Annotated in this window: 14 protein-coding genes; 1 reads left to right on the forward strand and 13 read right to left on the reverse strand. The window is 61.8% G+C overall.

Translation table 11 applies throughout. The annotated features are described in order from the left end of the window. Positions 1-15: 15 nt before the first annotated feature. From PMI07_RS02575 to PMI07_RS02620, 10 genes are all read right to left on the reverse strand, one after another. Entirely contained in the window at positions 16-1,071 is a 1,056-nt protein-coding gene (locus tag PMI07_RS02575; RefSeq protein ID WP_007756049.1) for a PhoH family protein, read from the reverse strand. A gap of 24 nt (positions 1,072-1,095) precedes the next feature. Next, on the reverse strand, positions 1,096-2,508 hold the full coding sequence (gene miaB, locus PMI07_RS02580) for a tRNA (N6-isopentenyl adenosine(37)-C2)-methylthiotransferase MiaB (RefSeq protein ID WP_007756055.1): 1,413 nt from the start codon (positions 2,506-2,508) through the stop codon (positions 1,096-1,098). A 43-nt stretch (positions 2,509-2,551) separates the two neighbouring features. Then, positions 2,552-3,355, reverse strand: coding sequence for a 1-acyl-sn-glycerol-3-phosphate acyltransferase (locus tag PMI07_RS02585; protein ID WP_007756058.1), 804 nt, complete (start codon positions 3,353-3,355; stop codon positions 2,552-2,554). Then, complete coding sequence (locus PMI07_RS02590; protein WP_007756061.1) at positions 3,352-3,780, reverse strand: Fur family transcriptional regulator; 429 nt, start codon at positions 3,778-3,780, stop codon at positions 3,352-3,354. The genes PMI07_RS02585 and PMI07_RS02590 overlap by 4 nt, the downstream gene beginning before the upstream one ends. 41 nt (positions 3,781-3,821) lie before the next feature. Next, positions 3,822-4,316 carry an N-acetyltransferase gene (locus tag PMI07_RS02595; protein ID WP_037085416.1) on the reverse strand — a complete coding sequence of 165 codons (495 nt, stop codon included), beginning with the start codon at positions 4,314-4,316 and terminating at the stop codon, positions 3,822-3,824. Between the two features lie 17 nt (positions 4,317-4,333). Continuing rightward, entirely contained in the window at positions 4,334-4,999 is a 666-nt protein-coding gene (gene tsaB / locus PMI07_RS02600; RefSeq protein WP_007756064.1) for a tRNA (adenosine(37)-N6)-threonylcarbamoyltransferase complex dimerization subunit type 1 TsaB, read from the reverse strand. An 18-nt stretch (positions 5,000-5,017) separates the two neighbouring features. Continuing rightward, entirely contained in the window at positions 5,018-5,584 is a 567-nt protein-coding gene (locus PMI07_RS02605; RefSeq protein ID WP_007756066.1) for a NifU family protein, read from the reverse strand. A gap of 115 nt (positions 5,585-5,699) precedes the next feature. After that, positions 5,700-6,179, reverse strand: a complete 480-nt coding sequence (locus PMI07_RS02610; protein ID WP_007756068.1) for a universal stress protein — start codon at positions 6,177-6,179, stop codon at positions 5,700-5,702. Between the two features lie 135 nt (positions 6,180-6,314). Beyond that, positions 6,315-7,379: a tryptophan--tRNA ligase gene (gene trpS / locus PMI07_RS02615; RefSeq protein ID WP_007759799.1), complete on the reverse strand. Its 1,065-nt coding sequence runs from the start codon at positions 7,377-7,379 to the stop codon at positions 6,315-6,317. Between the two features lie 88 nt (positions 7,380-7,467). Continuing rightward, on the reverse strand, positions 7,468-7,875 hold the full coding sequence (locus PMI07_RS02620) for a VOC family protein (RefSeq protein ID WP_007759800.1): 408 nt from the start codon (positions 7,873-7,875) through the stop codon (positions 7,468-7,470). Positions 7,876-8,246: 371 nt separating this feature from the next. Between PMI07_RS02620 and PMI07_RS02625 the strand changes: the two genes are divergently transcribed. Further along, positions 8,247-8,687: a DUF882 domain-containing protein gene (locus tag PMI07_RS02625; RefSeq protein WP_007759802.1), complete on the forward strand. Its 441-nt coding sequence runs from the start codon at positions 8,247-8,249 to the stop codon at positions 8,685-8,687. Here the strand turns inward: PMI07_RS02625 and murJ are convergent. The 3 genes from murJ to PMI07_RS02640 all read right to left on the reverse strand — a co-directional run bounded on the left by murJ (position 8,684) and on the right by PMI07_RS02640 (position 14,257). Further along, positions 8,684-10,252, reverse strand: a complete 1,569-nt coding sequence (gene murJ / locus PMI07_RS02630; RefSeq protein ID WP_007759804.1) for a murein biosynthesis integral membrane protein MurJ — start codon at positions 10,250-10,252, stop codon at positions 8,684-8,686. The genes PMI07_RS02625 and murJ overlap by 4 nt on opposite strands. A 24-nt stretch (positions 10,253-10,276) precedes the next feature. Further along, entirely contained in the window at positions 10,277-13,114 is a 2,838-nt protein-coding gene (locus tag PMI07_RS02635) for a [protein-PII] uridylyltransferase (protein ID WP_007759805.1), read from the reverse strand. A gap of 111 nt (positions 13,115-13,225) precedes the next feature. After that, positions 13,226-14,257, reverse strand: a complete 1,032-nt coding sequence (locus PMI07_RS02640; protein ID WP_007759808.1) for an AraC family transcriptional regulator — start codon at positions 14,255-14,257, stop codon at positions 13,226-13,228. Between the last annotated feature and the right edge of the window lie 9 nt (positions 14,258-14,266).

The following is a 14,266-nucleotide window of genomic DNA, read 5'->3' on the forward strand; positions in this document are numbered from 1 at the left end:
GTTTGGAGCCGACCATTACCGGTCGACTTCCTCGCTTTCCTCGTGGACGGCATATTGCGCGTCATAGGCCCGGACGATGCGGCCAACCAGCGGATGGCGGACCACGTCGGTGTCCTTGAAGCGGATCACCGAAATACCTTCGACCCCCTTCAGGATCTGCAGGGCTTCCACAAGGCCGGATTTCACGCCGCGCGGCAGATCGACCTGGCTCGGGTCGCCGGTGATGATCATCCGGGCATTTTCGCCGAGACGGGTCAGGAACATCTTCATCTGCATCGATGTGGTGTTCTGCGCCTCGTCGAGGATGACGGCGGCATTTGCGAGCGTGCGGCCGCGCATGAAGGCGAGCGGCGCGATTTCGATGACGCCGGCGGTGATCGCCCGTTCCACCTTGTCGCCCGGCATCATGTCGTAGAGGGCATCATAAAGCGGCCGCAGATAGGGATCGACCTTGTCCTTCATATCGCCCGGCAGAAAGCCCAGGCGCTCACCTGCTTCGACGGCCGGACGCGACAGGATGATGCGATCGACGGCGCCGCGCTCCAGAAGCTGGGCGGCATGGGCGACGGCGAGATAGGTCTTGCCGGTACCGGCCGGGCCGACACCGAAAACGAGTTCCGAGCGCTCCAGCGCCCGCATATAGGCGTCCTGGGTCGGAGTGCGTGCGACGACCGTCTTCTTCTTGGTGGAAATCTGACTCATGGAGAGCTTGGCTTTTTTCTCCAGCGTCGGCAGCTGCAGCTGGTCATCTGCCGCCTGCGCCATACGGATCGCGCCGTCGACATCGGAAGTTTCGACCGAGCCACCCTTCTGGATGCGTTCGTAGAGGAAATCCAGCGCCCGGCGCGCCTGGTTGGTGGCGGTCAGATCGCCGGAGATGGCCACCGAGTTGCCACGTGCCCTGGCATCGATATGAAGCCGCTCTTCGAGAAGTTTGAGATTCTGATCGAACTGACCGAAAAGCTCGCTGGCGAACCTATTGTTCTCGAACGTCAGGACAAAGTGATTGGCGTCGGTAGCGGCGGTGCGGGGGTGGCGCGCGGATGAGGAAACCAATTCACGTCCGTTCAAGTAGGCAAGCTCCTCGATATTTGCTCAGGCTCCTATTAAACTCCCTGCCGGGTCGGCAAACAAGCTGTTCGGGCCGGTTCCACTGATTCGTACCTGGATAATGTCACCGATTTGCGATGTTTTTGCATCAACATTCACAGATTGAAGCCAGGGAGAACGTCCGATTATCTGTCCTGGCATGCGACCGGGCTTTTCAAGCAACAGATCGATGACCTTTCCAACGCAGGATTTGGCGAATTCGGCCTGCTGTTTCAAGAGCAGGGCCTGCAATCTTTCGAGCCGCTCCGCCTTCACCTCTTCCGGCACCTGATCGCCGAGGTCGGCGCCGGGCGTGCCGGGACGGGTCGAATATTTGAAGGAATAGGCCTGGGCGTAGTTCACGTCCTCGACGAGGCGCAACGTATCTTCGAAGTCCCGATCCGTCTCGCCGGGGAAACCGACGATGAAATCGCCGGCGATGGCGATGTCTGGCCGAGCCTCGCGGATGCGCTCGATCAGGCGCAGATATTCAGCGCTCGTGTGCCGGCGGTTCATGGCCTTCAGGATGCGATCCGAACCCGCCTGAACCGGCAGATGCAGATAGGGCATCAGGGTGCGCAGATTGCGATGGGCCTCGATCAGCCGATCGTCCATGTCGCGCGGATGGCTGGTGGTGTAGCGCAGACGCGCGAGGCCGGGAATTTCCGCCAGGCGATAGAGAAGATCGCCCAGGCTCCATTCGCCGCCTTTCGGGCCTTCGGCACGCCAGGCATTGACGTTCTGGCCGAGCAGTGTGATCTCGCGCACGCCGCCATCGACCAGCCGCCAGGCTTCGTCGACGATCTGCTGGACAGGGCGCGAGACTTCCGAACCGCGGGTATAGGGCACGACGCAGAAGGTGCAGAACTTGTCGCAGCCTTCCTGAACGGTGAGGAAGGCGGTGACACCGCGGGCGCGGATCTTCGCCTTTTCGGTAACCGGCAGGTGCTCGAACTTGTCCTCGACCGCATATTCGGTATCGACGACCGGCTTGCCGCCGCGGGCGCGCCTCAGCGCTTCCGGCAGGCGATGATAGGTCTGCGGGCCGATCACCACATCGACGGCCGGCGCGCGGCGGATGATTTCCTCGCCTTCGGCCTGGGCGACGCAGCCGGCGACGCCGATCATCAGCTCCCGGCCTTCGGCAGCCCGCGCCTTCTTCATGTCGCGCAGGCGCCCGAGCGCCGAATAGACCTTGTCGGCCGCCTTCTCGCGGATATGACAGGTATTGAGGAGGATGAGGTCAGCCTCGCCCATCTCTTCGGTCGGCACGTAACCTTCGCCCGCCAGCGCATCGCTCATGCGGCCTGAATCATAGACATTCATCTGGCAGCCGTAGGTCTTGATGAAGACCTTGCGGGAATTCGAGCGCTGGACCGGCTCGTCGGCGGACGTGGAAAGGGAGACGTGTTCGTTCATGGCTCGCTCCATACCCCAAGAAGACCCGGAAATGAAGCGTTTCCTAGAGCACTTCGTAGTCGCGCCCCCGCAGATGGCGGATCAGCATGCGGCGCATGCGGCTGGTCACCGTCCGGCTCAGGTGCTTGCGATTGTCTCCGGCGCGGAATTCGACAGTCTCGCCAAAGGCCACGTCCACGTCGAGCGCCCCTTCCTTCAGGACGCCGAGCAGATGCGGCACGAGTTCGATGTCGCCCGGCCAGGCGGCAATCGGGCGATGGTAACGGCCCATCGCCATGCCGTGGACGCGGGTATAGGCGATCGCCACCGGCTGGACATGCACAACACCTTCCGGTGAATGCTGGACCGCGGCGGCGGCGGCGCCGAACAGGGAAGACTTCACCTCCAGAAGCCGGTTCCCGTCGGAGGTGGTGCCCTCCGGAAAGAGCACGACGATCTCGCCAGCCGCCATGCGCTCGGCGATCTCGTTCACCTGTTCGCCGGCACTGCGCTTCTGCTCGCGAGCGACGAAGATGCTCTTCTGCAGCTTGGCGAGCGTGCCGAAGACCGGCCATTCCGACACTTCCATCTTGGCAATGAAAACGACGTCGGCGATCGCGCCGAGCACGAGAATGTCCTTCCACGACGCATGATTGCAGGCGAGCATCAGCGGCCGGCAACGCTCCAGCTTTCCGTGAACATGAATACGGATGCCAAGCAGGAAACAGGCGGTCCTATGCCAGTAACGCGGGATATAGCGGCGGATCTTGAGATCGAAGGCGAGGCCGAGGAGCTGGAACGGCCAAAGAATCAGCGTGACTGCGAAAAGAGCGACAAAAACGAAGCCGATCCGCGCCCAAGTAATCACTTATCGTCCTTGTCCAGCGGGATGCCATAGAGCTCCAGCCGGTGTCCGACGAGACGAAAGCCGTGCTCGCGGGCGATGCGCTCCTGCAGCGCCTCGATTTCCGCCGAGCGGAATTCGATGACATTACCGGTATTGAGATCGATCATGTGGTCGTGATGTTCCTCAGGCACGGTCTCGTAACGCGAGCGGCCGTCACGGAAATCGTGACGTTCGATAATCCCCTCGTCCTCGAACAATTTTACCGTGCGGTAGACCGTCGAGATCGAAATACGCGGATCGACTTTCGAGGAGCGGCGGTAGAGCTCCTCCACGTCCGGATGGTCGTCGGAGTCCTGCAGGATACGCGCGATCACACGGCGTTGATCCGTCATTCGCATGCCCTTTTCGGCACACAGCTCCTCCAGGGTTTTGGAAAGGTCTGTCATGTCGTTTTGGCCTTCGAAACGTTCCCGTAGAAACTAACGGACTAGCGAAGAACTCGGCTCATGACAAGCGCCGTGGAGCGCGTCCCATCCGGCCCGGCATAATAGGCTGGCCTTTCGCCGACTTTCTGGAATCCGAGCTTGCGGTAAAGCTCGACGGCCGGGCGATTGGCTGCCTCCACTTCCAGGAACATGCTCTCTCCGCCTCGCGACGCCGCCTCGCGCAAGGCCGCCTGCATCAAACGCCAGCCGAGCCCCGCCCGGCCGAATTTCTCATTGACGGCGACCGTCAGGATCTCCGCCTCGCCGGCCGCCTCACGCGACAGAACGAAACCGCCGAGCGGCTTCGAAAAGAACGCATTGGTCTGGCGGGCGATAAAACCGAAGACATTGTGCTGCAGGAGCAGGTTCTGGAATTCGCCATCGCTCCATTGGCGGGGAAATCGCTGGCCATGCAGCTCGGAGATTTCCAGGCAATCGCCGGCCTCCATCGGCACGACTTCGAAATACGGCTTCCAGGTCAGGTAATCGTCGAACATCGGCGCAGTCTGTACATTCACGAACGGGCAAGCGCGAAACCGGTCTGCGGTTTCGCATCGGGCCCACGAAGATACAACGGTTTAGGACGTTGCGCATCCGCAGGTTTTTCGGCAGCGATGCGGGCGACGACGGCGATATCGAAGCGATCCCGCCCGTCATTCTCGGCCGCTCCCTTACCAAGGGAATGCTCCACCCAGGAACCGGTCGTCACTGCCGAAAGCGAGTTGGCGAGTGCCGAAACGCTCTCCGGCGAAAGCGCCGCGGGTTCGCCCAACGCCTCACCCTTGGCGGAAAAAGCCTGGGTGTAGACCTCGTTGCGCTTGGCATCCATGGCGACCACGACCGGGTGGCCGGGATGTTCGCCAAGAAACTTGACCGCAAGGGCCTCGAGCGTGGTTACGCCGACCGACTCGACGCCGAGCGCAAGGCCCAGACCACGGGCGGCCGCAACGCCGACGCGAATGCCGGTGAACGAGCCGGGTCCGATGACGACCGCAATGCGTTCGACCGATTTGAGAGGAAAGCTGGCGGCGGTGAGCGCTTCGTCGATGACCGCCATCAACCTTTCGGCATGACCCTTGCCGATCGTTTCGGTGACCGCCGACAGCACTTTGCCCGCGGCGCTGTCATAAAGCGCTGCGGAGCAATCCACCCCGGCGGTATCGATGGCCAGAACAATCATTCAACGGTGCCGGCGGGCTCAGAGCGCTTCGACGGCCTGCACTTCCGGAACGAAATGCTTAAGCAGGTTCTGCACGCCGTGCTTGAGGGTGGCCGTTGACGACGGGCAACCCGAGCATGCGCCCTTCATGTTAAGGTAGACCGTACCGTCGCGGAAACCCTTGAAGGTGATGTCGCCGCCGTCCTGGGCAACGGCCGGGCGGACGCGGGTTTCCAGCAGTTCCTTGATCGTCGCGACGATCGTTTCGTCGTCCTCGTCGAAGAACTCGCCCTCCACGTCGGACGCTTCAGCAAGCGTGGACGCACCGCCCATGACCGGCGCGCCGGACATGAAATGCTCCATGATCGAGCCGAGGATCGCCGGCTTCAGGTGCTGCCATTCGGCGCTTTCCTTGGTGACGGTGATAAAGTCGTAGCCGAAATAGACGCCGGTGACGCCGGAGATGCCGAACAGCCGCTCGGCCAGCGGAGATGCTTCCGCCTCGCCGGCGTTGCGGAAATCGGCGGTGCCTTTATCCATAACGACTTTGCCAGGCAGGAACTTCAGGGTCGCCGGATTGGGGGTGGCTTCCGTCTGAATGAACATCTCGTCTCTCCTGGGGCACAGCGCCCCTCGCAAATTTAGAACTCTTCAAAAGAAGATAAGCCGTATCAGCTTTTCGTTCAAGTGCTCCTTTGCCTGCGCAAGATCAAGTCCGCAATCATGCCAGCGCGTCAATTTCCTCGGCGGTCAGCGTGTCGGGCAGCACGGTGACGGGAATCGGGAAGGCGGCAACGGCGGATACCAGGGGTCCCGGCCCTTCCTTGGTGGAGCCGGCCGCCAGCACGAGGACCGCGATATCGCGGTCTTCCTCGACCAGCTGGATGATCTGTTCGCTGGCGTTACCTTCGCGGATGACGATTTCCGGATCGATGCCGATCGTCTCGCGCACTTTCTGGGCGGCCTTGGCCATCACCGCATCCGCCTCTTCGCGGGCTTCAGCACGCATGATCTGCTCGACGCCCAGCCATTGCTGGAAATCGCCCTCGGGAATGACGAAAAGCAGGACGAGACCGCCGTTGGAGTTCTTGGCGCGGCGCCCCGCGTAGTGGACCGCCTTTTCACATTCCGGCGTGCCGTCGATGACCGCCATGAACTTGCGCCGGTGCCCTTCAAGCCGCGAAAGCCGTTTTGAAACCATGCCGCCCCTCCTTCGCATGTAGTCGACCGAAGCAGTCGTGATGCGGAACTTATACCAACCGAAAAAAATGAAAACCCGCCACGAATGCCGTGGCGGGTATGCAATCTTTGCGTGACTTGAGCTGCGGCGAGAGTCTCAGCGCAGGAAGCCGACGATGTCGAAGACGTCTCCCATGACCTTCTCGGCGCGGGCGCGGGCACGCTCGCCGCCATCCTTGAGGATCGCATCGATATGGGTCGTGTCGTCCATCAGGCGACGCATTTCCGAGGTGATGGGCGCGAGGACATGGACTGCGAGATCGGCCAGTGCCGGCTTGAAGACCGAGAACTGCTGGCCGCCGTATTCGGCAAGCACGTCCGCCTTGGTCCTGTCGGCAAGGGCTGCGTAGATGCCGACGAGATTGTCGGCTTCCGGGCGGCCCTTGAGGCCTTCGAGTTCGCTCGGCAGGCCTTCCGGATCGGTCTTCGCCTTGCGGATCTTCTTGGCGATCTCTTCCGGGTCGTCCATCAGGTTGATGCGCGACAGGTCCGACGGGTCGGATTTCGACATCTTCTTGGTGCCGTCACGCAGCGACATGACGCGCGGCGCAGGCCCATCGATCAGCGGCTCGACGAGCGGGAAGAAGCCATGGATCGGCTCCTCGCCGACGACCATGTCGACGCCGGTGCCGGCCGCGCGGATCTTTTCCTGGAAGTCGATGTTGAACTTCTGGGCGATATCGCGGGCAAGCTCCAGGTGCTGCTTCTGGTCGTCGCCGACCGGCACGTGGGTAGCGCGGTAGACGAGAATGTCAGCCGCCATCAGGCTCGGATAGGCGAGCAAGCCGAGCGAGGCGTTCTCGCGATCCTTGCCGGCCTTGTCCTTGAACTGGGTCATGCGGTTCATCCAGCCGATGCGGGCGACGCAGTTGAAGACCCAGGCGAGTTCCGCATGCTGCGGCACGGCCGACTGGTTGAAGACGATATGCTTCTTCGGGTCGATGCCCGAAGCGATGAAGGCGGCGGCGATCGAGCGGATCTGCCCCTTCAGATCGTCATGAACGAGCTGGGCGGTGATCGCGTGCAGATCGACGACGCAATAGATGCAGTCGTTGTTTTCCTGGAGCGCGACGAACTTGCGGATCGCGCCGAGATAGTTGCCGAGATGGAGATTGCCGGTCGGCTGGACGCCGGAAAAGACAAGCGGCTTGAAGCTGTTCATATCGTCCTCAATTAGGCTGGTGGAGGGCCCCAGACCCGAAGGGTCATGTTGCTAACGCGCGGGCTTATGCACGGCGAAGCGCGGAGGATCAAGGGGCTCGGGGAACTGCGTGTTCAATCAGATCCCAGGTGTTGCCGTAAGGATCGGCAAACACGGCCACCGAGCCGTAGATCTCGTGCCGCGGCTCTTCGAGGAAGCGGACGCCTCTGGCGGTCATGGCGGCATGGTCGCGAGCGAAATCGTCCGTCTTCAGGAAGAACCCGACCCGGCCGCCGGCCTGGTTGCCGATCGCGGCCTTCTGCGTGTCGGTGGCGGCCTTGGCCAGCAGCAGGGCAGCGCCCTCGCTCCCCTTCGGCTTCACCACGACCCAGCGCTTGCCCTCCGGCTGCACACTATCCTCCAGGCATTCGAAGCCGAGCACGCCGCAATAAAAATCCTTCGCCCCATCGTAATCATCGACGATCAGGGCCACGAGAAACAGCGATTGGACGGGCATGGGGGAACTCCGAATTCGATTGATTTGGCCGCTGCAGGTTGCCGGCCGTGGCGATTTTAGCGGAGCGAGGAGCTCCATTTGAGGAGGTCTCGCGAAGCACTACAGCGACAAAAGAGCGGTCCACATATCATTCGAGGTAGGGCCACGAAACGCCTACCTCATTAGGCGTACAACTCCTAAGTCAATACGCCTAAAGGCAAAATTTTTCTCCTGGCGCCTCCGAATAGATTAATGAATGTTAGTCTTTTAGGCAGCCATAATCCCAATTCTGAGCAAAAGTCTCCTTATTCGCGCCCCTTTTGGAAAGGAAATACCCAAGCGTACCACGGTTAACCGGTCATGAACGACACGGTCTGTCCTCGGGGGATATCATGCGCATCATATTTCGCGTCGCGCTTACCTGCCTATTGGCGCTAGGCCTCAATGTCACTGCCGAAGCTGGCGAAAACCAAAAACGCCGAAGCACTTCCTTCAAGCATGACTATTCAGCCTTTTACACCGTACAGCGGATCAGCGTCCGTACGAGCTGTTTCCCGGAAAAGCTGGGAGCCATCCTCGCGCATATCGCGCAGAAGACCGGCCACAAGCCGATGGTCACGTCCGGCCACCGGCCGCATTCCGGCAGATCGCAGCACAGCCATTGTTATGCGGCGGATATCCGGGTGCCGGGCGTGTCGGAGCGGACCATCCTTGCAGCAGCAGCCAGCGCGCCGGGCATCGGCGGCATAGGCCGGTATTGCAACGGCATCGTGCACGTGGATGTCGGGCCGAAACGCCAATGGGCGTATTGCGGGCGACGCAGGCGAGGTTAGGTCTTCGGTTTCCGCTTGATGTTCCGGCGTAGCATGCCGATGTCGGCGCCGCCGATCAGGAAGGCGCTGGCGAAATAGACGACCATCGCCAGGACGAGCAGGCCGCCGAGTGCCGCGACCTGATGGATCAGCGAGGCATCCGGGGTCAGCCACGGCCCGGCATGGCGGAGCGCATAGACCAGCGCCGCCGACATGATGCCGGTCGAGACCAGCAGCAGGGCCGTACGCTTCGCGAGCGCCCATTCCCAGGTGAGATGGCCCCGCCAGACGAGCGTCGTAAACAGCAGCACCGTGTTGGTCCAGCCGGCCGCAGCCTCGGCCGTTGCAATGCCGCGTTCGGCAATCAGCGGGAAAAGCGAGATAGCCAGGCCCGAATTGATGACGACCGAGAGCATGGTGAACCGCATCGGAGTCTTGGTGTCCTCGCGGGCGTAGAAGCCCGGTTGCAGCGCCTTGATCAGCACAAAGCCGGGCAGGCCGATGCCGTAGATCGCGAGGATGGCGGCGACGATCGAGGTATTTTCGGCCGAGAAGGCGCCGCGCTCATAGAGCACGCGGATGATCGCGTCGGACAGGATCCAGAGGCCGGCGGCAGCCGGCAGGGTCAGGAACAGCACGAATTCGATCGAGCGGTTCTGGATATTGGCGGCTTCCTTGAGGTGCCCGCCTTTCAAGGCGCGGGCAAGCTCGGGCAGAAGCACGATGCCGACGGCGACGCCGACGACACCGAGCGGAAGCTGGTAGATGCGGTCGGCATATTGGAGGGCGGCGATTGCGCCTTCTTTGCCGGACGCGATCGCCTGGCCGATGATCTGGTTGATCTGGGTGATGCCGCCGGTGACGGCCGCCGGTACCGCCAGCACGAGAAGGCGCTTGACGTTCGGCGTCATCTTCGGTCGGCGGAAACCGATATTGATGCCCGCATGGCGCACGCCGGCATAGACGACGGCAAGCTGCAGGATACCGGCCGCCAGCACACTCCAGGAGAGATACCAGGCAATCGTCAGCGGATCGGCATGGATCCAGAGGCCGTAGAACAATGCGCCGATCATCACCACGTTCAGGAAGACCGGGGCGATGGCGGCGGCGAAGAAGTGGTGCAGCGAATTCAGCATGCCGCTCAGCATCGCCGTCAGCGACATGCACATCAGATAGGGAAACATCACCGCTGCCAGGCGGATGGTGATGGAAATCTTTTCCGGATCGCCGGCGAAACCCGGCGCGATGATCCATTCCACCAGCCACGGCATCATCAGTTCCATGACGATGGTGATGATCATCAGAGCCGAGAAGAGAACGCCAAAAACCTCTTCCGAGAAGCGCTTTGCTCCCTCGACGCCGTTCTCCTCGATCTCCTTCGAAAACAGCGGCACGAAGGCGGCATTGAAGGCGCCCTCGGCAAACAGCCGGCGGAAGAGGTTCGGGAAGCGGAAGGCGGCGTAGAAGACGTCAGCCATCGGGCCGGTGCCGAGCGCCGCGGCCATGAAGGTCTCGCGTGCAAAACCGAAAATCCGGCTGCCGAGGGTCGCTCCGCCGACTGTCGCGAATTTTCGAACAAGGCTCATTGGGCGAGGCTCATCGCAGGGAACTCACATGCTTGCCTTGGACTTGCGGGGCTGGGGCGCCAGGTCCGGATTGGGAGCCGGGGCGATGATGCCCGTCGGCATGCCGCTTCTCAGTTCATCCTCCTGCTCGGACATCACAGCCTTCAGCCGCGCTGCGATATTGCCCTGGCGGTTCTCGTTCACGACCTTCTGGCCGACGAGATCGGTGACGTAGAAGGTATCGATGACCTTTTCGCCGAAGGTGGTGATCCGTGCCGAATGAATGTCGAGCGAGAGATCGGCAAGCACGGCGGTGATATCCGCCAGCAGGCCGGTGCGGTCGAGGCATTCCACCTCGATGACCGTGAACTTGTTCGACAGGCCGTTCGACAAAATGACCGACGGCGGAATGGTGAAGGTCTTGTTGCGCTTGCGCGATTTGGCGCGCGTCGCGATGACTTCCGGCAGGCGCTTCTTGCCCGAGAGCACGTCCTCGATCATCCGGCTGATCGTGCCGGCGCGGCGCAGTTCATCCTCGTCCACCGGGAATTCCCGATTGATCAGAATAGTGTCGAGCGCCCGGCCGTCGGAAGTCGTGAAGATCTGCGCGTCAGCAATGTTGGCGCCGGCTGCGGCGCAGGCGCCGGCGATGATCGACAGCAGACGCGGATGGTCAGGCGCCAGAACGGTGATCTCGGTAATGGCGTGGAAACTGTCCGTCCTCACCATGGTGGCGAGCGCCTGGCCCGCCTTGTCGGTATCGCGGATGAACTTCGTATGGCGGACCTGATCCTCCAGCGAGACCGACAGGAGGTAAGGCTGGTAGTGCAGTTTCGAGTAGGTGCGGCGGTCCTTGGCGCTCCACTCGGCCAATGCCTTGAAGAGCTCTTCTTCGGCGACCTTGGCGCGCTCCTTGCGCGAGACTTCCGAGAAGCCCCCCGAGAGCAGCAGCTCGGTCTCGTAATAGAGCGTGCGCAGCAGCTGCCCCTTCCAGCCGTTCCAGACACCCGGGCCGACGGCGCGGATATCGCAGATGGTCAGGATCAATAGCAGCTTCAGCCGGTCCATCGACTGCACCTTCTCGGCAAAGTCGGTGATCGTCTTGCGGTCGTGCAGGTCGCGGGTCTGGGCCGTCATCGACATCAGCAGATGCACTTCGATCAGCCAGACGACGAGTTCGGTCTGCTTGGCATTGAGGCCGAGACGCGGGCACAGCTTGCGGGCGATGCGGGCGCCGGCGATCGAGTGATCTTCCTGGCGGCCCTTGGCGACGTCATGCAGCAGCACGGCGACGTAAAGCGCCTCGCGCTCCTCGACACTCGGCATCACCTTGTTGGCGAGCGGGTGGATATCGGCAGCCTTGCCCTTGTCGACTTCCGACAATGCCTCGACCGAACGGATCAGGTGCTCGTCGACGGTGTAGTGATGATACATGTTGAACTGCATCATCGCTACGACCTTGCCGAATTCCGGAATGAAGCGGCCGAGCACGCCGGCCTCATTCATGCGGCGCAGCATCAGCGCCGGGTCACGCCGCGAGGTCAGCATGGAAAGGAACAGCCGGTTCGCCTCCTCGTTCTCGCGCACATCGTTGTCGATCAGCGCCAGCGAGCGGGTCATGCGCTTCAGCGCATCCGGATGAAGCTCCAGCCCGTTGATGTCGGCCACATGGAAAAAGCGGATGATATTGACCGGATCGCGCTTGAAGACGTTCGGATCAGCCAGCGTAATGCGGCCGCGGTCCACCACGAATTCCACGGTGCCGGGGATCTTGTGGAGACGCTTGGTGAAGCGCGAGATGACGCGATTGGTGAGGCCGGGAGCGGCCTTCGCCTGCTGCTCTTCCAGCGCCGCGCAGAGAATGCGGGTCAGATCGCCGACATTCTTCGAGACGAGGAAATAGTGCTTCATGAAGCGCTCGACGGCGGAAAGGCCGGGGCGCGAGTGATAGCCGAGGCTTTCGGCGATCTCGCGCTGAATGTCGAACGAGAGACGCTCCTCTGCCTTGCCGGTGAGGAAATGCATCTGGCAGCGCACCGCCCAGAGGAAGTCGTCGGCCTTCTCGAACGAGCGCGCCTCCTCGCGGGAGAGGACGCCGAGTTTTACCAGCTCGGTCGTCTCGCGGACCCGGTAGTAATATTTGGCGATCCAGAAGAGCGTATGGAGGTCGCGCAGGCCGCCCTTGCCTTCCTTGACGTTCGGCTCGACCAGATAGCGCGTATCGCCGGCCTTCTCGTGGCGATTGTCGCGCTCGGCAAGCTTGGCGGCGATGAATTCCGGGCCGGTATCAGCGACGATTTCGTTGTCGAAACGGCTCTCGAGTTCCTTCACCAGCGCCTCGCGACCGCAGATATAGCGGCTTTCGAGAATGGCGGTGCGGATCGTCATGTCGGTCTTCGACAGGCGGATGCACTCTTCGACGGTGCGGGTCGCATGACCGACCTTGAAGCCCATGTCCCACAGGAGATAGAGCAGGAACTCGACGGCCTTGCGCATGGTCTCGGTATTGCGCGCGGGCAGCAGGAACAGGAGGTCGATGTCCGAACCCGGCGCCAACGTATCGCGGCCATAACCACCAACGGCCGCCACGGCGATATCGGTACCCTCTGTATAGAGGCCGTCAGCAATCGTCTCGTAGAGAACGCAGATCAGCTGGTCCTGAAGCCAGGAGATGCGGCGGGCACAATTCAGCCCGCTGCCGTCCTTGGCCAGAAGCTGGCGAGCCTTTTCGCGGCCCTCGACGCTTGCCCGGCGCAGCAGCGGCAGAAGTGCCGCCCGCAATTCGAGCTGGGGGCGATCCTCGTCCTTGACGATCGTCCGGCAATCGGCCCGAAGACGGGCCACGTCGAGAAGTTCAGAAAAATCGATGTCGTGTCTGGCCATGTTATCCTGCCGGTGCCCGGCCTGCGGAGGGGGCTATAGTCTTTTTAGGGCACCTTGACCAACGATTATCATCATCGGACGTTTCAAAGTTGTTGCTTCCTGCTTCGAAGTTCAAGCCCGTGTTTTTCTGGCACCGCCGTCTTGTGCGGCCCTTGCCTCGACCCTCCATTGCTTGGGGCTCATGCCCGTCACGCGGCGGAATTCACGGTTGAAGTTCGACTTCGTCGAGAAGCCGACGTCGAGCATGATCTGGATCACCGTCAGTTCGGTTTCCCGCAAAAGGCGGCAGGCTTCGGCGATGCGGCGGTTGTTGACGAATTGCGAGACATTCAGCCCCGTCGCGCGATTGATGGCGGCCGAGACCTCACGGGCGGGGAGCCTTGCTCTGCGGGCAAGCTTTGCGAGGCTCAGGTCCTCGCTCCGATAAAGCTCGCCCTCTTCCAGAGCCACCTCAATGTGGGATAGTGCGGCCCTGTCTTCTTCCGTCGGTTCTATCGAAGGCGAAGCTGCAGCCGGTTTGGCCGACGAAAAATCGGGTGAAAAATAGTAGACGATCACAGCTGCGATCGCCGCCAGATTCATGATCGTGACAGCCAATGGCACATCGCCCGCGCCGTGGATACTGGTGTAGACGGCCAGCGAGGCGTCGCTGAGGGCGAAGAACAGCATCAGGCCCGCGGTCAATCGGGCGGCGCGCAGAGCCGGTCTCATGCGCGGAAGCGAGGCTTCCGCCATCACGTCCGCACCACCTAAGAGCGTCAGGCGCCAGAGTGCGATGCCGTAGCCGAAGAAGATCACCAGCAACAACGGATCGACGAGATGGCGCAGAAAACCGATAGAGGCGGCGACAGCCAGGGGCGGCAGGATATGCAGCCAGGGCTTTTCGAGAGGTTCGTCCATCAACGCACGGAACGCCAGGAAGGCAAGCGGCGGCATGATCGCGGCGGTGATCGGCTGAACCGGCGCAAGCGCCTTGACGCCGTAACCGAAGTGCAGGCCGACGATCACGCCCTGCAGGGCATAGAGAATGAGAAAAGCGAAGAAGTAACGACGCGAGCCCGGCGCTTCGACGCCCCTCAAGCTGCGGTAGAGCGTCAACGCAAAAACAAGGCCGGCAAGAAAGGGCAAAGGAACGGACAGCACGTGGAGCCC

It is taken from the genome of Rhizobium sp. CF080 (assembly GCF_000282095.2).
GTDB lineage: Bacteria > Pseudomonadota > Alphaproteobacteria > Rhizobiales > Rhizobiaceae > Neorhizobium.